Raw genomic sequence first — 17,902 nt, 5'->3', positions numbered from 1 at the left:
TCCCGTATCGAAAGGGAGAATGAAGTTCGCGTAATCTTGCTGAACGCGCTTCAGGGTTCCAGGCAGCACGCCGATCTGGCACATCGATTCAGCAGGCCGCCTCGACCGCGCCGTTCGCCGCTGTCTTGCAGACTTGCCCTTCAACCCGCCCTACCGGATACCCCGCGATGACCCGACTCCGAATGACCGCCTGCGGCCACACCTTTATCGCCGAAACCCATCCCGATGCGCCGCAGACGGTGGCCGCGTTCCTGAAGCTGCTGCCGTATCGGCAGAAGCTCATTCACGTGCGCTGGAGCGGCGAGGGTTGCTGGGTGCCGCTCGGCGATTTCAGGCTCGAGAACGACGGCGTCGCGGTCGGCTTCGAGAATCACACGAGCCATCCGTCGGTCGGCGACATCCTGTTCTATCCGGGCGGCTATAGCGAAACCGAGATCATCCTCGCCTATGGTTCGTGCTGCTTCGCAAGCAAGCTGGGACAGCTTGCCGGCAATCACTTCCTGACGATCGTCGAGGGCAAGGAGAAGCTGCGCGAACTCGGCGTCAAGGTGCTGTGGGAAGGCGCGCAGGACGTGGTGTTCGAGAAGATCTGAGGGCTGACGGGCACGGCGCGATGGCGGCCTGCCGACGCTCGCCGGCAACTCATCGCCGCTCGCCGGGCCAATGAAAAGAGGCCGCATTGCGGCCTCATGACAAAGCACGACTCAAGGCACTGCGCGCACCCTACCGCGTGAACGGACGGGGTGCGCGCGACTTCACCTGAACAGCTTCATCGCCTGCGACAGCGTATTGATCACGCCCCACGCGAGCGGAATCATCACGTAGAGCCAGAACACGGCGAGCATCGCCTTGTTGGTCGGATGAGCGGTTTGAACGTTCGACATACGGGTCTCCTTACGCGCCCTTGGCGACTTGTGCATCGGTCATGTGGTGCTTCGCATCCACGCGCTTGACCAGCAGGTTGCAGATAAAGCCGATCACGAGCAGCACGGCCATGATGTGCACGGTCATCGTGTAGGCGTCCGCTTTCGCGACGCCGTTCGCGACTTCATAGGCTCGAATGTAGTTGACGAGCACCGGACCCGCGACGCCGGCCGCGGCCCACGCCGTCAGCAAACGCCCATGAATGCCGCCGACGAACGCCGTGCCGAACATGTCGGCGAGATAGGCCGGCACTGTCGAAAAGCCGCCGCCGTACATCGACAGAATGATGCAGTACGTGAGCACGAACAGCGCGATCTGCCCGTTCGCGGCAAAGCTCGGCACGAGGTAATAGAGCACCGCGCCAAGCACGAAGAAAATCGCATAGGTGTTCTTGCGGCCGATCCAGTCCGACGCCGACGCCCACACGAAACGCCCGCCCATGTTGAACAGCGACAGCAGGCCGACGAAGCCGGCCGCGGCGGCCGCCGTCACCGAGTTCTTGAAGCTCTCCTGGATCATCACCGAGGCCTGGCCGAGAATGCCGATGCCGGCCGTCACGTTGAGGAACAGCACGAGCCAGATCAGATAGAACTGCGGCGTCTTCAATGCCTGGTCGATATGCACGTGATTGCGCGAGATCAGGCGGTTCTGCGTCGTTTCAGGCGGCGTCCAGCCGGCCGGTTTCCAGTCTGCCGGCGGCACGCGGATGGCGAGTGCGCCGATCGACATCGAGATGAAATAGACGATGCCGAGCACGATGAACGTCTCGGCCACGCCGACGCTCGTCGCGCTGTGGAAGTGGTTCATCAGCGCGACCGAGAGCGGCGCGGCGATCATCGCGCCGCCGCCGAAGCCCATGATCGCCATGCCGGTCGCCATGCCGCGGCGGTCCGGAAACCAGCGGATCAGCGTCGACACCGGCGACACGTAGCCGAGGCCGAGCCCGATGCCGCCGATCACGCCATAGCCGAGATAGAGCAGCACGATCTGATGCAGATACACGCCGAGCGCGGAGACGAGAAAGCCGCCGCCGAAGCAGCAGGCGGCCGTGAACATCGTGCGGCGCGGACCGACGTGTTCGAGCCATTTGCCGGCGAATGCCGCCGACAAACCGAGGAACACGATCGCGAGCGAAAAGATCCAGCCGAGCGCGGTCAGCGACCAGTCATCGGGGGCGGACTGCGTGATGCCGATCACTTTCGTGAGCGGGCCGTTGAACACCGAGAACGCATACGCCTGGCCGATGCACAGATGCACGGCGAGCGCGGCGGGCGGCACCATCCAGCGTGAAAAACCGGGTTGGGCGACGGTGGCCTGTTTGGAAAAGAATGGGGCGGAATTTTGCTGGCCGTCAGGCTCGCTGATGCTGCTCATAGTCAGTCTCCTATGGACTGGGGGCGGGGCTGGCGCGCGGGGTCGAGGCTTGCGCGATGACCCGCTCCCATCAACGTAGTTGTGTGTGAGATTCTTCTGTTATCGGCGCTTCATACATTTTCTTCAAGCGGCGGAGTATAGCGTGCACAGGTCATCGCGCCGTTCCTATATGTATTTCTATTTCATATAGCCTGGGCCCGCCGCTCCGGGATTCCCGCCTTGCACGACAATAGGACGTGTGTCGCGGCTTCGCAATATGAGATGCGATGGCATAAGGTGTCATCCTGGTGAAAAGCGGCTGTCAGGTACGCTTTTGCGCAAATCGTGGGAAAACCGGTGCGGTTTGAGCTGGATGGGCGTGCAATGAGGAATGTTTGCCGTGGTGGTTTTACCGGGCCGAGGCGGGCGGGACATGCAAAAAATGCGTACGCAAAAACGAATGGGCCGGTGTGGTATGGGTGCCGGATCGGCCCATCGCGACGAATACCGGGATCGGACAGTCGGGCGCCAGATACGCCGAGACCGGATGCCGCGAGCTACCCACGAAGCCGACTCGTCGGTCAATATCTGCCGCTATACGGATGTGTGTTTTTCATTCGGCTGACCAACCGGAAAGATAACGAATCGAATCGCCGAACGTTCCGCCGTTCATGATTCGGAAATATAAAGGTCAACGAGCATGAACAGTCGTCCTGACTTCAGTCCCTCACCCACGCCGAACCAGCAGAAAACTCACTCCGATCGCCGCCAGAAATCCACCGCAGCAGCGATTGAACCAGCGGCGGACTTTTGCGCGCCCGAGCCATTTGCCGAGATACATGCCGGCCCACGAGTACAGCGCGATCGCGACCCATTCGAGCACGAGAAAACTCGCGCCGAGCACGGCAAACTGCGGGAGTATCGGCTGCGAGACGTCGACGAATTGCGGCAGAAACGCGGTGAAAACCAGAATCGCTTTCGGGTTGCCGGCGGCCACGAGAAATTCCTGGCGCGCGAGGCGAATGAGCGCCGCGTCCTGAGGTTGCGACGTATCGATAGCGGGTGCGTCGCTGCGCCACAATTGAATGGCAAGCCAGATCAGATAGGCCGCGCCTGCCAGTTTGATCGCGAGAAAGATCCATTCGGAGGCGTGCAGCACGACCGCGAGACCGGTGGCGGCCAGCACCAGCATCATCGCGAAAGCGAGCAGGCGACCGGTGCCGCTGGCGAACGCTTTCACGAAACCATGGCGCGCGGCCACGTTGATGGATAGCAGGTTATTGGGTCCGGGCGCGAGGTTGATGGCGAAACAGGCGGGCAGGAAGAACAGCCAGGCGGTGAGGGACATGACGGCTCGCACTCCGAACGTGAGGTGACGGTGCAGCGCGCGGCGGCGGATCGCGCGACGCTCGCAGAGGCATGGTAGCGACGCCGCCGCGCACTTTCGCGGGCCGTTCGCTCAGTTCACCGCCTTGATAAAGCCCGGATCGCCGATCAAGGTATCGATGCTCAGTTGCACCGTGTCTTCGATCGCGATCGTATTGCTCGTGAACTTCGGCGCCTTTCGCTTGACGGTGCAGGCGGTCGTGAACATGACCCTCTGCGTGGCCGTATCGATGACCACGTAGCGTATCTTCAGCGTCCACAATGCCGGCGAACGCATGTCGTCCACCGTAAACGTTTCAATGCTGCCGCTGAGTACACGGCGCCTGTCGTCGATGCGAAAACCGGCGCTACGCAGACTGTAGGCGATGCGCTTGCGCACGACTTCGTTGATATCGTCCTTGAGCACGATGCCGGTCATCGCCGTATTTTCGATGCGGTTCGGCGAAATATGGTCGGCGCGGGCGGGCAGGTAGGCGAAGTCGTCGGCGGGCGCCACGCTGAGCGACCCTGTGCCATGGGCTTTGGCGTGCGTGGCACTGCTGTTGAGACCGAACCACGACCACGAGCAGGCGGACAGCATCAGCGGCAGCATCATGACGCCGCAACCCCTGAGCACGACGGCTCCTAGCGGCGAATGCGCGCGAGCCATGCGGGAGACGGATGCGAGCGAAGCGAGGGAAGTTGCCCGTTTAAATGAAGTCATCGCGCTGGAGAACAATCAGCAGGGTAGCAATGGGCCGGACTGCTGGCCCGCGTACCGGTCCCGTGGCTGATTCGCCTGGCGGGCCGGCCGTATCGAGCCGACCGCATCGAGTCGACAAACGCGCTCATCATACCTGGCCGTGTTTGCAATGGATACCGGGGAATATGCGCGGATGGCGCTTGCGCGCGGCGTGAGCGAACATCGCCAGTCGTGACGCCTGCGGGCAGCGTGAAACCGCTTGCCGCGCTTCCTCGCCTTTTCAACGGTGGAAGCGCTGAACCGGCAGCGCTGTTAGAAGAAACCCGCCTTGCCCTGCGTCATATCGATCAGCGTTCGCTTCGCCTCGTCGAGCGCATTCGCGGGCACGCGCATCGTCATTTTCACGAGCATGCCGTATGCGCTTTCCACGAGCGCGTAGCCCTCGGCGTCCATCCATCTGCGTACCTTCGCTTCATCGGCATAAGTCACTTCGACGCTCAACGACACCTGAGCAATCCGCTCGACGCGCGGCGCGTCGAGCAGGGCCGATGCGATTGCGTCGGTGTACGCGCGAACGAGGCCGCCCGCGCCGAGTTTCACGCCGCCGTAATAGCGCACCACGGCGGCCAGCACGCCGTCGAGATCGTGATGCCGCAACACTTCGAGAATCGGCCGGCCCGCGGTGCCGGACGGCTCGCCGTCGTCGGACATGCCCGATTGGCCGCCCGCCAGCAGCGCCCAGCAGACATGCGTCGCGGCCGGATGCTGTTCGCGCAGACGCTGCAATTCGGCCATCGCGGCGTCGCGATCGGCGACCGGTATCGCGTGGGCGATGAAGCGGCTCTTGCGAATCTCGAGTTCCGCGCTCAGCGGCGCGGGTAGGGTATAAGTGGGCAAGGCAAAGACTTCGGTGGATGAAAAGAGGCGGCCGCGCGCGGGGCCGTGCGCGCCATGGTAACGGATCGCCCATGCATCGGGCGCGTGGGGAGCGCGAGGCAGGCGGGGCAAGTGAGGCAGGCGAAGCAAGCGATGCAGGCGAGGCACGTGGGCAGGCGCGATGCGCGGGCGAGCGCTTCGTCTACAATGGCCCGTTAAACGCGCATCCATTGACCCGCTTCAGCGCGCGCAAGGAGACCACATGCTTGATCTATCCACGTTGGGGACTTTCGTTGCCGTCGTGCTCGGGCTCTTTCTGATTCCCGGCCCGGCCGTGCTGCTGGTTTTGACGCGCACCCTGCACGGCGGACGCAAGGCCGGCATTCTCACCGGCCTCGGTATCGCAACGGGCGATTTCGTGCATACGCTCGGCGCGGCAGTGGGTCTTTCCGCGCTGCTGATGACATCCGCTCTCGCGTTCAACGCGGTGAAATTCGTCGGCGCCGCGTATCTCGTCTATCTGGGCATTCGCGCATTGCGCGAGAAGCAGGCGAGTCCGCATAGGCCGGCCGTCGTACCGGTATCGGGCTCGAAAGCGTTTTTTCAGGCGATTCCCGCCGAGGTGCTGAATCCGAAAACGGCGCTGTTTTTCCTCGCCTTCCTGCCGCAATTCGTACGGCCCGAACACGGCTCGACGTTTCTGCAGTTCGTGACGCTCGGGCTGATTTTCGTCGGCATGAGCGCGCTCTATACGACGTCGATCGTGCTGACCATGCGGCCGCTCGGCAAGCTCGTCAAGCGCCTGACCTGGCTGACCCGCTGGCAGAACAAGCTGATCGGCGTGCTGTTCATTTCGCTCGGGCTGCGCGTGGCCGTGCAGACGCGCTGAGGCGAGCCGGTCGTTTTTCTTCGGTCGCTTCCTGGACGCGTCCTGGACGTTTCGCGGTCGCTGCGAGGCTGCTTCGAGGGCATTTCGCGATCGAGACTGGGCCACGTTTCACGCTAGACATTGCGGCGCTGTCTGCGCAAACGGCCCTCGCGCGCGTACTCCATCTGGTTTTGCGTGCTAAGCGCGCGCCGTTCCTGCTCGGTGCGGCTTTTTTGCCGCGTATCGTCGATGTCGCCGACGCGCAGCACTTCCTGCGCGATCCGGATGCGTAGCGCCATCAGCGGCTGGCCGTGCTCGACGAGCGAGCGGTCGGCGGCTCGTGCCTGCTGAACGCCGTTGTCGATCAGGCTGCGCAGTTCCAGCAGCGCGAGCCTGTGCCGCTGAATCTCGAGGATAAGCCGTTGAACGGCCTGCTCGTCACGTGTGCGCCACCAACTGCGCAGTTCGACGAGCGTGGGTGGCTCGAAGGGAGGAAGACGCATTGTTCAGATGTAAAATACTGTATATGCGTACAGTATAATCTGTCCCGCGGATGGGGATGCGCCGTAAAGATAGGGATTGTTGAAGCCGCGTAAGCGGACTGCCGTGAGTTCAGTGAGCTTAGGACAACGCGAGCAGAATCAGCGACGAAACGACGATGATGAACAGACAGGTTGCGGTGAGCATGTCGTACGGATAATTCATGGCGTGGCCGTCTCGTGCGAAGCGCAAAAAGCCATCATAGGCAGAAGCGCTGCATGCAACTGTTAAGCTTTGCAAGGCAGCGATGCCGCGGTACGCGCGAGTTGCATCGCTCATGATTCGGGAGACAGTCATGAATGAGGTTGCGTCTTCACCGGTTGCCGCGTCGGCGTCGTCTGTCACGGCGCCGCGCGCCATCGAGTTCTGGTTCGACTTCGGCAGCAACTACAGCTATCTGAGCATGATGCGCATCGAGGCGCTGGCGGCTGCGCGCGGCGTGCGGGTTCTATGGCGCCCGTTCCTGCTCGGCCCCGTGTTTCGCAGGCTCGGCTACGACAACTCGCCGTTCGTGCTGCAGAAGGAAAAAGGCGCGTACGTGTGGAAGGACATGGAGCGGCAATGCCGCAAATACGGCATCGCGCTCACGCGTCCGGGCACGTTTCCGCGCGCCGCGCTACTGGCCATGCGCGTGGCGCTGCTCGGTGCGAACGAGCCGTGGATCGCCGCGTACTGCCGCAAGATCATGCAGCTGAATTTCGCCGACGACCGCGACATCGGTTCGCCCGACGTCGTGAGCGAAGCCCTCGATGCGCTCGGCTTGCCGGCGCAGCAACTGATCGCCGATGCGCAAAGCGACGCCAACAAGCTGCGCCTGCGCGAGCAGACCGATGAGGCGATCGCGAGAGGCATTTTCGGTGCGCCGATGTTTTTTGTCGGCGCGGAAATGTTCTGGGGTAACGACCGGCTGGACGATGCGTTGGACTACTGCGTGTCGATGCCGGCGAGTGGTGAGCGGAACTGACGGGGTGAATGCGCGAGTTGATGTGCGAGTCAAGGCCGGGATCAAGGCTGGAATCAAGGCCGCAGCCAACGCGGTAACGCGCTGCGTGTCGTGAAGGCGGAGATCAATCGCTGTGCTGGCAGAAGCGCCGGCCCGGCACGTGGGACACCACGGCCTGTGCGATTTCGAGCGGAGTACTTTCGGCGGGAACGACGCGGCGGCTGGCTTCGGGCGTGTGCTTCATCGTCCATTCGACGAGCCGGTAGGAGCGGCCCCAGGGCGGTTGCAGCGGATCGGAGACCTTGCAGGAGTGGATCTGGCGAGTCCATTCGTGATCGGGCATGGCGCGCAGGTGTTCGAAAACCATCTCTTCAACCATGGGTGCCTCCTTTTTCTTCGCGGCCATCGGCTCGTTCGCCTCGCGTCTTTGATACCCGTTGAGAGAAAAAGCGCCGCCGATGTTCTGGCGGCTCAACAGGGGATGGTTTGCGTGATAGTTGCAGGGAAGAATTAAGCGAGACTTAAAAGATGCGCCACTGCCGCGCAGATGTGCGGGCGCGTGTGCGGTCTCGCGAAGGTGAGCACGACCCTTGCCGCGTTGACCTGTCCGCCGACGCTCCCACCGACGCTCAGAGCGATTGCGCCGCATCGGGCGGCACGCCGAGCAGTTGCAGCGCGCCGCCCGTCACGCCGCTGAACACTGGCCCCGCCACCGTGCCGCCATAGAACGCCTTGCCGGCCGGATCGTCGATCATCACGGCGACGATCAGGCGCGGGTCGCTCATCGGCGCCATGCCGACGAAGAGCGCGCGATAGCGGTTTTTCGCGTAGCCCGCGCCGATCTGTTTGCGCGCGGTGCCGGTCTTGCCGCCGGCGCGGTAGCCGTCCACCGTCGCCGCGCGGCCCGTGCCGCCCGCGCCGGTCGCCATTTCGAGCATATTGCGGATCGCGCGCGCGGTCGCCGGCGTCGTCACGGGCACGCCGCGTTCGGCGGCCAGCAGCGCATCGTCGGCGTTTGCGTTCATGGCCGCGTTCATGTTCACGCCGGCCGCGCTGTCCGCGCCATCGGGATCGCGCAACAGGCTCACGCGCTGCATCGTGCCGTCGCCCGCATAGGCGGTGTAGACCTGCGCGATCTGCAGCAGCGATACCGACAACCCGTAGCCGTACGCCATCGTCGCCTGTTCGATCGGACGCCAGCGCTTGTACGGACGCACCTTGCCGGCGGCCACGCCCGGAAAGGTCAGCTCGGGCTTCGCGCCGAGCCCGTATTGCCGGTACTTGATCCAGATGGTTTCGGCCGGCAGGTTCAGCGCGAGCTTCGCGAGCGCGATGTTGCTCGACTTCTGCACCGCCTCGGCGACCGTCATCGCGCCGTGATTCGAGGTGTCGTGGATCACGGCCGGGCCGATCCGGTACCAGCCCGGCGCCGTGTCGATGACGCTGTGCGGCCGCACCTTGCCCTCGTCGATCGACAGCGCGACGACGAGCGGCTTGATCGTCGAGCCGGGCTCGAACGTATCGATCACCGCGCGATTGCGCAGTTGCCGGCCGGAGAGGCGCGCGCGGTTGTTCGGATCGAAGCTCGGATAGTTGGCGAGCGCGAGAATCTCGCCGTTACGCGCATCGAGCACGACCACGCTGCCCGCTTCGGCCTTGTGCTGCGCGATCGCGGCCTTCAGTTGCGCGTACGCGAGTTGCTGGATGCGCCGGTCGATCGTCAGGTGGATCGTGTCGCCGTTGCGCGCGGGCACGAGCGGCCGGGTCTCCGACACGACGCGGCCGAGCCGGTCGCGGATCACCTCGCGCTGGCCCGGCACGCCGAGTAGCCGTTCGTTGGCGGCGAGCTCGACGCCCTCCTGGCCGTTGTCCTCGATGTCGGTAAAGCCGACCACGTGCGCGGCCGATTCGCCTTCGGGATAGAAGCGCTTCGAATCGGCGATCTGCGTGATGCCGGCGAGCCCGAGCCGCGACAGATGCGCGGCGGTGTCGGCATCGACCTGGCGCTTGAGCAGCACGAAGCTGTGCTCGCCGCCGACGCGTCTGCGCAACTCCGCGAGCGGCAGGTCGAGCAGCTTCGCGAGCGGCGCGAGCGCGCCCTCTTCGAGCAGCTTCGGCGAGGCCCAGATTTCGTAGGTTGCGAGGCTGACCGCGAGCATCGAGCCGTGGCGATCGACGATCCGTCCGCGCGTCGCATCGAGTTCGAGCACGCGCTGATAGCGCTTTTGCCCCTCGCCGGCGTAGAAGTCCTGGTTCACGATCTGCACCCAGAACGCGCGGCCCGCGAGCGCCGCGAACGCGCCGAACACGAGCAGCACGACGAATGTCGAGCGCCACGCGGGCAGGCGCGCGGCGAGCAGCGGGTTCTTCGCGACGGGCGCGTAGGGATCGAGCGACGGCGGTTTCTTCTTGTGGATCATGGGCGCGAATAACGGGACTCTCGATTGAACGAGGCCGCCGGTACGCCAGGACGCAAGGGCGGCGTGGCCGGCGGCGCGAGGCGACGGTCATTGCCGGTTGCGCGATTGCAAGGCGCTGCGGGCGCATGGGGAGGACCGTCGCTGCTGCATGATTGTAAAGAAAACGTAATTTAATGGCGAGGCTTATGCAAGGATGGCTGAGCGAGCGGTCGAGGCGCAAAGAGGTGGGGGCAGTTCCGGCCAGATAAAAAAACGCGCGGACTTGCAAAATCGGCGCGGCTGGCTCGTTCGATTGATGCGTCAACTCCGACGCGGCGTGTTGAAGAGGCGCTCCCGGCCTGTGGAGCGCCTTCTTTTTGCTTGCTCGCCGGCTTGTCGCTCGCATTTAGGAGTCGTCCGATTGCACGCTATCGGCCCGTGCGTCTACGGTGAACGCTTTCACCAACGGGAAGGAGCGCTTGAGAAATGACCAGCACGCGGACGCCTATACGCTGCAACGCCATGAATGAAAGCAATCGCCATCTCCGCATCTATCCTTCTCACTGCTCCCGCCTTTGCCATGGTGGGCTCACCTGCGCAGTGCGTTAGCTGGCCCAGGAGCATCGCCGAAGTGAAGCTGCGGAATGCAGGCATCATCGATCCCACAAAGCTCGACGCGTCGAAAACGCAAGCGGTGCGCATCGCATCGCAGAAAGTCGGCCAGGACCTTTATCGCGATGTGTACGACATGACGTTCCATGACAAGTCGGGGCGCGTGATCGAGGTCATCACGTCAAGCGAAGCATCGTCTGCCGAATGTTCCATGGGTAGCGTGGATGTCTACGTTGTCTCGCGGAAGTTAGCCGACAACTAGCCCGCTCGCGCACCGATGGCATAGGGTGACCCGCTGCACGAGCAGCATCACGCCTGGCGCGAGCGCGCCGGGCGTCACTGTAATCGGGAGCCGGTGCAGCGGGGCTTGGACCACGAGCGTCTATTGGATTGCTGTTTATGCACCGCTCGCTGTGTTGACGGCGCAATTCGGTTTGATTACCAGCAGGAAAATCTGCCGTTTTGCGTGCCAATTCGCTGGCTTGTGTGTCTGTTTATAAACGGTTTAGCCGATGCTTGTGGTGGCGATTCTGGTGCTGTTATTGGTGCATTATTTGATATGTATTTAAAAATAATATTTGCGAATTTTAATTCAGTAGCAATTCTCCGTGAAAAATAACGATTCAAAGCATGAGTAAATATAGGCGCCAGAAAACCACCGTGTAAGCCAGATACCCATCTGAGCCATACCCAGAAAGGCTCATGGAAAAACACACAGTAAGCCATCGCATCAAGACTCCACAAAACGCCAAACAAACACAGAACTCCTTTATTCGACCGCAGGCGCAAAAAACAGCACATTTCTCCACTTAATCGCAACGCCGGAAATGCGTGTGTATTCCAGAAAACCCGCCATAAAGAATTCCGTTATAGTCGCGCTTTTCCCGTCGCCAGCCGGGCATAGAAAAACACCAATAAGCCCGCCATCAGGAGTATTGAAAATGAACGCCCGCGAACCCGTTTTTGTTTCCCAATCCCGCAGTGCGCGTCTGCGCCAGATGCTGCTCAGCAACGAGCTCGAATTCATGATGGAGGCCCATAACGGCCTGTCCGCGCGCATCGTTCGCGAAGCCGGCTTCAAGGCGATCTGGGGCTCGGGCCTCGCGATCTCCGCGCAATTCGGCGTGCGCGACAACAACGAGGCGAGCTGGACTCAGGTGGTCGACACGCTCGAATTCATGGCCGACGCGAGCGATCTGCCGATCCTGCTCGACGGCGACACCGGCTACGGCAACTTCAACAACGTGCGCCGCCTCGTGCGCAAGCTCGAACAGCGCGGCATCGCCGGCGTGTGTATCGAAGACAAGCAGTTTCCGAAGACCAACAGCTTTATCAACGGCGAGGCGCAGCCGCTTGCCGGGATCGACGAATTCTGCGGCAAGATCAAAGCCGGCAAGGACTCGCAGAACGACGAGCATTTCTCGATCGTCGCGCGTGTCGAGGCGCTGATCGCGGGCTGGGGCATGGACGAAGCGCTGCGCCGCGCCGAAGCCTACCGCCAGGCCGGCGCCGATGCGATCCTGATTCACAGCAAGCTGTCGCGCCCCGACGAGATTCTCGAATTCGCGCGCGAATGGGCCGGCCGCGCGCCGCTCGTGATCGTGCCGACCAAGTACTACAGCACGCCGACCGACGTGTTCCGCGAGGCGGGCATCAGCGCCGTGATCTGGGCGAACCATCTGATCCGCGCGTCCACCTCGGCGATGCAGGCGGTCGCGAAGGACATCCATGCGAGCGAAACGCTCGTCAACGTCGAGGACAGCATCGCCGCCGTCAACGAAATCTTCCGCCTGCAGGATGCGGACGAATACTCGGAAGCCGAAGACCGCTATCTGTCGAGCGGCCGTGCGGCCGGCTCCGCCGTCGTGCTCGCGGCGGGCCGCGGCAAGGGGCTTGAAGCCGTCACGGAGGATCGTCCGAAAGTCATGTTGCCGATCGCGGGCAAGCCGCTGCTGCGCTGGCTCGTCGATGCGTTCAAGAAGCAGGGCGTCAACGACATCACGGTGGTCGGCGGCTATCGCGCCGACGCGATCGAAACGGCCGGCATCAAGCTCGTCGTCAACGAACAACATGCGCAGACTGGCGAACTCGCGTCGCTCGCGTGCGCGCTCGACACGCTGAGCGGCGATACCGTGATCTCGTACGGCGATCTGCTGTTCCGCAGCTATATCATGCGCGATCTGGTGGAGAGCGAGGCGGCCTTCAGCGTGGTCGTCGATTCGTCGCTGACCGACGCGGAAAACGCGAGCGTGCGCGATTTCGCGTGGTGCTCGGCGGTCGACGACCGCGGCCTGTTCGGCACGAAGGTCGTGCTGCGGCATGTCGCGAGCGGGCAGGCTCAGGCTGAGTCGGCGGCGGCGAGCGCCGCACAGGCGCCGCATGGCCGCTGGGTCGGTCTGCTGAACGTGCGCGGCGCGGGGCGCGAGCGCTTGCAGGCCGTGATGGCGCAGTTGCAGGCACGGGCGGATTTCGCCTCGCTCGACATGCCCGCGCTGCTCAATGCGCTGATCGAAGCCGGCGAATCGATCGAGGTGCAATACGTGCATGGTCACTGGCGCGGTGTCAACGATCTCGACGACTTTCGCCGCGCGGGCGATTTCGCCCACGCGCAGGCGCCGTTCGCGACGGCGGAGGGCGCGGTAGCGAAGCATGAAGCACAGCAGGAAGCACACGGAGACGCGCGATGATCGAAGCCGCACAGTTCGTCGAGGCGGCGCGCGAGCGCGGTTTCGACTGGTACGCGGGCGTGCCGTGCTCATATCTGACGCCGTTCATCAACTACGTGTTGCAGGACGACTCGCTGCACTACGTATCGGCGGCCAACGAGGGCGACGCGGTCGCGCTGATCGCGGGCGTCACGCTCGGCGCGCGCAACGGCCGGCGCGGCATCACGATGATGCAGAACTCGGGGCTCGGCAACGCGGTGAGTCCGCTGACCTCGTTGACATGGACCTTCCGTTTGCCGCAACTGCTGATCGTCACGTGGCGCGGCCAGCCCGGCGTCGCCGACGAGCCGCAGCACGCGCTGATGGGCCCGATCACGCCGGCGATGCTCGACACGATGGAAATCCCATGGGAGACCTTCCCGACCGAGGCGGATGCGATTGGCCCGGCGCTCGAGCGCGCGGTCGCGCACATGGACGCGACCGGCCGCCCGTATGCGCTCGTGATGCAAAAGGGCAGCGTCGCGCCGTACGAACTGAAGGACGGCGGCGCGCCCGCGCGCAAGACGCCGGTGGCGCCGCGCGCTGAGTTCCGCGGCGTCGCCGCCAACGAACTTGCGACGCGTCACGATGCGCTGCAAAAGGTCATCGCGCATACGCCGCTCGACTCGACCGTGGTGCTTGCCTCGACCGGCTTTTGCGGCCGCGAACTCTATGCCATCGACGATCGCGAGAACCAGCTCTACATGGTCGGCTCGATGGGCTGCGTGACGCCGTTCGCGCTCGGTCTTGCGCTCGCGCGGCCGGACCTGCGCGTGGTCGCGCTCGACGGCGACGGCGCCGCGCTGATGCGCATGGGCGTGTTCGCGACGCTCGGCGCATACGGTCCGGCGAACCTCACGCACGTGCTGCTCGACAACGGCGCGCACGATTCGACCGGCGGCCAGGCGACGGTGTCGGCGCAGGTGTCGTTCGCGGGCGTGGCGGCCGCGTGCGGCTATGCGTCGGCGGTCGAGAGCGACGATCCGGCCGTGCTCGACGCGCTGTTTGCCGCGCCGCCGCTCGACGGTCCGCGCTTCGCACGCCTGACGATCCGCCGCGGCACGCCCGACGGCCTGCCGCGCCCGACCATCACGCCGCCCGATGTGAAGATGCGCCTGATGCGCCACATCGGCGCCGCCTGAACCCATCGCAATTGAAGGAACCCCCATGCTGCTGCTCAACCCCGGCCCGGTGACGCTCACCGAGCGCGTCCGCAACAGCCTGTTGCAGACGGACCTGTGCCATCGCGAAAGCGAGTTTTTCGATTTGCAGGAAGAGGCGCGCACGCGTCTTGTCGACGTGTACGGGCTCGACCCGAACGAATGGCAGGCCGTGCTGATGACGGGCTCCGGCACGGCCGCCGTCGAAAGCATGACGGCCGCGCTCGTGCCGCAGGGCGGCAAGCTGCTTGTCGTCGAAAACGGCGTGTACGGCGAGCGCATCGCGCAGATCGCGACGCAATACGGCATCGCGCACGAAGCGCTGAAGCACGACTGGATGGACGCGCCCGATCTCGCGAAGATCGCCGGGCGGCTCGACGCCGACAAGTCGTTCACGCACGTCGCGGTGATCCACCACGAGACGACCACGGGGCGTCTGAACGACATCGCCGCGCTCGGCGCCCTGTGCCGCGCGCGCGGCCTGCGTCTGCTGGTGGACGGCGTGAGCAGCTTCGGCGCCGAGGCGATCGATTTCGCCGACGCGAGTCTCGATGCGGTCGCTGCCACCGCGAACAAATGTCTGCACGGCGTGCCGGGCGCGTCGTTCGTGCTGGTGCGGCGCGCGGCGCTCGCGCGGGCGGCGAGCCGCACGTACTACCTCGATCTCGGCCGTCTCGCGCGCTTGCAGGATCAGCGCAATACGCCGTTCACGCCCTCGGTTCACGCGTACTACGCGCTCGTCGAAGCGCTGCGCGAACTCGCCGACGAAGGCGGCTGGCGCGCGCGTCACGCGCGCTATGCGGGGCTCGCCGAGCAGGCGCGCGCGGGGCTCGCCGAGCGCGGCATCGGTAGCGTGTTGCCGCCGGATCAGTCGTCGGTGGTGCTGCGCGCGTACCGCTTGCCGGACGGCATCGCGTATCCGCAACTGCACGACGCGCTAAAGGCGCGCGGCTTCGTCATCTATGCGGGGCAGGGCGGTCTGTCGGCGGAGCTGTTCCGCATTTCGACGATGGGCAACATCCATGCGGCCGATATCGACCGCCTGCTGCAGGGCTTTACCGACCTGATGCGCTGAGCGGCCCGCGCTGCGTGCGATGCCGGGGCGCCGTGAGCGGCATCGCTCATACGGGGTCTTTGTCCGGCGGTCCGTCGGGCCGCTGCGGCTCCTCGACATGATGGCCGGGCGCGGGCGGCACGAGCGGATCGGCCTCGGGGTCGCGGTTCGGATCGGCGTTCGGGTCGGGAATCGGGCTCGTGTGCAGGTCGTCGCTCATGGCGTCACCTTTGCGGTTGGAATGCGCGAAATCGGGCGGAGAGGGGTTGCCGCGGGCCAGTAAGGGCCAGTGCGGGCCAACACGGTCCATGCATGCGGGCCGCTGCCGAAATGCGCTGCCCGTCTCCGTCGTTTTGTATTCAAGCGTAGGCGCTGGCCACGCTTCCTGTCGGCTACTTTTCCCTATTTTTTCGCGCGGCGGCCGACGCTCAGTTGCCAGTAGCGCTCGGTTGCGAATACGTCGTCGTAATGGCCGGCGCCGAACGCGCGCAACTGGCTCGCGTAGGCGTTGACGGCTTCGCGCTTGAGTTGCGCGCGGCGTTGCATGTCGATCGTATGGTCCGCGCTCGGGTGCGCCGGCGTCGCGACGATGCCGCGCCGCGCGAGATCGGCGAGCCGCGCCTGCAGCGCGCCCGGCGTGAGCCGGTGAATCGCTTCCTCGTAGCCGAACCAGCGTAGATGCGTGAGCCGCGGCAGGATTTCGCAGCAGGCTTCGAACACGCGCGCGTGGTCGTCGTGTTGCAGGCCGAGCGGCATCAGCAGCGTGTTGGCGGTCGTGCGATAGATCGTTTCCTCGAGCGTGGCCGCCATCTGGCCGATCGACGGCGAATCGGCGTACTGGCCGTCGCGAAACGGCATGCGCAGCGGAATCGCGTCGAGCACGTCGAGCGCGCGATTGTCTTCGCGCGTGCGTTCGCGGATCGCCTCGCGCGCGCTCGCGAAGCCCGCTTTTTTATCCCACTCGGTGCGCATGTCGTGCTCGGGCGACGCGGCGAACACCGTGCAGACGGCGGCGTCGGGATGCGCGGCGAGCAGCGCGCCGCAGCTGAAGACGGCGTCGTCGAAATGGGGCGAGACGATGAACAGGCGTGGGGTGGTTTCGCTCATGGCGTGCGGGGCGGGTCAAGGCGTGTTTGGGGGATACGATTCGGGGTGCGATTCGGGGCGCAATTCGGGACGCCATGCACCGCACGATGCAAGGCGCGGCCAGGGTGTGGCGAAGCGTGTGATTGCGAGGCAGATGCGGATGCGCGCGAAAAACGCGGCGTCAACTCAGCTTAGGCGGAATCGTCGCGGATTGCGCTCGGTTTCCTGACGCGCAAGCGGTATGCCCGAAGAGCGGATCGCCGCGTATGACGAAGCGACGATGTCGGGAGGTTCGGACTTGCTGTCGGGTGGTGGTGTGGCTGTGTGGTGACGTAGTGACGTGGTGGGGCGAAGCCGTTTGTCGCGGATGTTTGCCGTTGCTGTTTGTATGACTGATCGCGCGGCGTAGCGCCTAGAGCGTGTTAGGAACTTCGGTCTAGATCTGGTATCCTGGCGGGATGAAAAGAACAAACCGCAGAGGTTATCCGACCGATGTGTCGGATGAGGAATGGAGTTTCGCGGCCCCGTATCTGACGCTGATGGACGTTGACGCACCCCAGCGCAAATACGAACTGCGCAACATGTTTGATGCCTTGCGCTGGATGGCTCGTGCCGGCGCGCCGTGGAGGATGCTGCCCCATGATTTCCCACCGTGGGAACTGGTGTATCAGCAGACTCAACGCTGGTTGCAGGCAGGCTGTTTTGAGAACATGGTGAGCGACCTGCGTTCGGTGATACGCGTGGCACAGGGCCGGCAGGGACAGCCCAGCGCAATCATCCTCGATGGCCGCACGATCCAGTCGACCTGCGAGAGCGGCCCGCGTGCGGGCTATGACGGTTATAAGCGCAAACGCGGCAGCAAGGTACATATTGCAGTGGACACGTTGGGACAGTTGCTCGCAGTACACGTAACACCGGCCAATGAGCAGGAACGCGCGCAGGTAACAGAGCTTGCGCGTCAGGTCCAACAGGTAACGGGAGGCACGGTCAAGGTGGCATTCGCCGATCAGGGATACACGGGCCAGGAGCCAGCGCAGGCAGCACTCGACGAAGGCATTGAGCTACAGGTGATCAAACTCGACGAAACGAAAAGGGGTTTCGTTCTGCTCCCCCGGCGCTGGGTGGTCGAGCGCAGCTTTGGCTGGCTCAACCGTTTCCGGCGTCTCGCGCGTGACTATGAACGGCTCCCCGAAACTCTTGCCGGGCTTCATTTCGTCGTCTTCGCAATGCTCATGCTTGTCCATGCCGCGCCAGTACTTCAAAGTGCCTTATGTGGACGCCTCCCGGATTGCAAGCTGGTTTGCATTTCTGGTC

At 64.1% G+C, this 17,902-nt stretch carries 20 protein-coding genes; 9 read left to right on the top strand and 11 right to left on the bottom strand.

The window, feature by feature from the left end; all coding sequences use genetic code 11:
• Positions 1-167: 167 nt before the first annotated feature.
• Positions 168-593 (top strand): DUF3830 family protein, encoded by a 426-nt coding sequence (locus GXB81_RS18995; protein ID WP_167039623.1) that lies wholly within the window; start codon positions 168-170, stop codon positions 591-593.
• Between the two features lie 162 nt (positions 594-755).
• On the opposite strand, the gene GXB81_RS18990 is transcribed toward GXB81_RS18995, so the two are convergent.
• From GXB81_RS18990 to GXB81_RS18970, 5 genes are all read right to left on the bottom strand, one after another.
• Positions 756-884 carry an oxalate:formate antiporter gene (locus GXB81_RS18990; protein ID WP_167283660.1) on the bottom strand — a complete coding sequence of 43 codons (129 nt, stop codon included), beginning with the start codon at positions 882-884 and terminating at the stop codon, positions 756-758.
• Between the two features lie 10 nt (positions 885-894).
• Positions 895-2,298 carry an OFA family MFS transporter gene (locus GXB81_RS18985; protein WP_167039627.1) on the bottom strand — a complete coding sequence of 468 codons (1,404 nt, stop codon included), beginning with the start codon at positions 2,296-2,298 and terminating at the stop codon, positions 895-897.
• Between the two features lie 706 nt (positions 2,299-3,004).
• The gene (locus GXB81_RS18980; RefSeq protein WP_167283662.1) at positions 3,005-3,625 is read right to left on the bottom strand and encodes a LysE family translocator; all 621 of its coding nucleotides are present in this window, start codon (positions 3,623-3,625) and stop codon (positions 3,005-3,007) included.
• Between the two features lie 111 nt (positions 3,626-3,736).
• Positions 3,737-4,312, bottom strand: coding sequence for a hypothetical protein (locus tag GXB81_RS18975; RefSeq protein WP_205990038.1), 576 nt, complete (start codon positions 4,310-4,312; stop codon positions 3,737-3,739).
• Positions 4,313-4,657: 345 nt separating this feature from the next.
• A complete protein-coding gene (locus tag GXB81_RS18970; protein WP_167039633.1) occupies positions 4,658-5,242 on the bottom strand; it encodes a YigZ family protein in 585 nt (194 codons plus the stop codon).
• A gap of 241 nt (positions 5,243-5,483) precedes the next feature.
• On the opposite strand from GXB81_RS18970, the gene GXB81_RS18965 reads away from it, so the two are divergent.
• Entirely contained in the window at positions 5,484-6,110 is a 627-nt protein-coding gene (locus tag GXB81_RS18965) for a LysE family translocator (RefSeq protein ID WP_167039635.1), read from the top strand.
• 113 nt (positions 6,111-6,223) lie between these two features.
• Here the strand turns inward: GXB81_RS18965 and GXB81_RS18960 are convergent, their stop codons facing one another.
• Together GXB81_RS18960 and GXB81_RS18955 are read right to left on the bottom strand one after the other, a co-directional pair.
• A complete protein-coding gene (locus GXB81_RS18960; RefSeq protein WP_167039637.1) occupies positions 6,224-6,592 on the bottom strand; it encodes a hypothetical protein in 369 nt (122 codons plus the stop codon).
• Positions 6,593-6,710: 118 nt separating this feature from the next.
• A complete protein-coding gene (locus GXB81_RS18955; protein WP_205990037.1) occupies positions 6,711-6,908 on the bottom strand; it encodes a hypothetical protein in 198 nt (65 codons plus the stop codon).
• A gap of 16 nt (positions 6,909-6,924) precedes the next feature.
• Between GXB81_RS18955 and GXB81_RS18950 the strand changes: the two genes are divergently transcribed.
• Positions 6,925-7,593, top strand: a complete 669-nt coding sequence (locus GXB81_RS18950) for a 2-hydroxychromene-2-carboxylate isomerase (protein WP_205990036.1) — start codon at positions 6,925-6,927, stop codon at positions 7,591-7,593.
• A 103-nt stretch (positions 7,594-7,696) separates the two neighbouring features.
• Here GXB81_RS18950 and GXB81_RS18945 read toward each other — a convergent pair whose 3' ends face one another.
• Positions 7,697-7,951 (bottom strand): DUF2866 domain-containing protein, encoded by a 255-nt coding sequence (locus GXB81_RS18945; protein ID WP_205990050.1) that lies wholly within the window; start codon positions 7,949-7,951, stop codon positions 7,697-7,699.
• A 250-nt stretch (positions 7,952-8,201) separates the two neighbouring features.
• Complete coding sequence (locus GXB81_RS18940) at positions 8,202-9,992, bottom strand: penicillin-binding protein 2 (RefSeq protein ID WP_205990035.1); 1,791 nt, start codon at positions 9,990-9,992, stop codon at positions 8,202-8,204.
• Between the two features lie 505 nt (positions 9,993-10,497).
• Here GXB81_RS18940 and GXB81_RS18935 point away from each other — a divergent pair.
• From GXB81_RS18935 to GXB81_RS18915, 5 genes are all read left to right on the top strand, one after another.
• Complete coding sequence (locus tag GXB81_RS18935; RefSeq protein WP_167283665.1) at positions 10,498-10,845, top strand: hypothetical protein; 348 nt, start codon at positions 10,498-10,500, stop codon at positions 10,843-10,845.
• Positions 10,846-10,950: 105 nt separating this feature from the next.
• Positions 10,951-11,202, top strand: coding sequence for a hypothetical protein (locus tag GXB81_RS18930; RefSeq protein ID WP_205990034.1), 252 nt, complete (start codon positions 10,951-10,953; stop codon positions 11,200-11,202).
• A gap of 322 nt (positions 11,203-11,524) precedes the next feature.
• On the top strand, positions 11,525-13,270 hold the full coding sequence (gene aepX / locus GXB81_RS18925) for a phosphoenolpyruvate mutase (protein ID WP_205990033.1): 1,746 nt from the start codon (positions 11,525-11,527) through the stop codon (positions 13,268-13,270).
• Entirely contained in the window at positions 13,267-14,430 is a 1,164-nt protein-coding gene (gene aepY / locus GXB81_RS18920; RefSeq protein WP_205990032.1) for a phosphonopyruvate decarboxylase, read from the top strand. Before aepX ends, aepY begins: the two co-directional genes overlap by 4 nt.
• A 25-nt stretch (positions 14,431-14,455) precedes the next feature.
• Positions 14,456-15,523, top strand: a complete 1,068-nt coding sequence (locus GXB81_RS18915; protein ID WP_205990031.1) for a 2-aminoethylphosphonate aminotransferase — start codon at positions 14,456-14,458, stop codon at positions 15,521-15,523.
• A gap of 46 nt (positions 15,524-15,569) precedes the next feature.
• Here GXB81_RS18915 and GXB81_RS18910 read toward each other — a convergent pair whose 3' ends face one another.
• Together GXB81_RS18910 and GXB81_RS18905 are read right to left on the bottom strand one after the other, a co-directional pair.
• Positions 15,570-15,722, bottom strand: coding sequence for a hypothetical protein (locus GXB81_RS18910; RefSeq protein WP_167039654.1), 153 nt, complete (start codon positions 15,720-15,722; stop codon positions 15,570-15,572).
• A gap of 182 nt (positions 15,723-15,904) precedes the next feature.
• Positions 15,905-16,609, bottom strand: a complete 705-nt coding sequence (locus GXB81_RS18905; protein WP_205990030.1) for a PIG-L family deacetylase — start codon at positions 16,607-16,609, stop codon at positions 15,905-15,907.
• Between the two features lie 437 nt (positions 16,610-17,046).
• Here GXB81_RS18905 and GXB81_RS18900 point away from each other — a divergent pair.
• On the top strand, positions 17,047-17,902 hold an 856-nt coding region (locus GXB81_RS18900; RefSeq protein WP_241016434.1), incomplete at its 3' end, for an IS5 family transposase.

The organism is Paraburkholderia sp. Ac-20336 (assembly GCF_017105025.1).
GTDB lineage: Bacteria > Pseudomonadota > Gammaproteobacteria > Burkholderiales > Burkholderiaceae > Paraburkholderia.
Note: the sequence above shows the minus strand (reverse complement) of the source record. Positions and strands in the feature narration are given on the sequence as shown.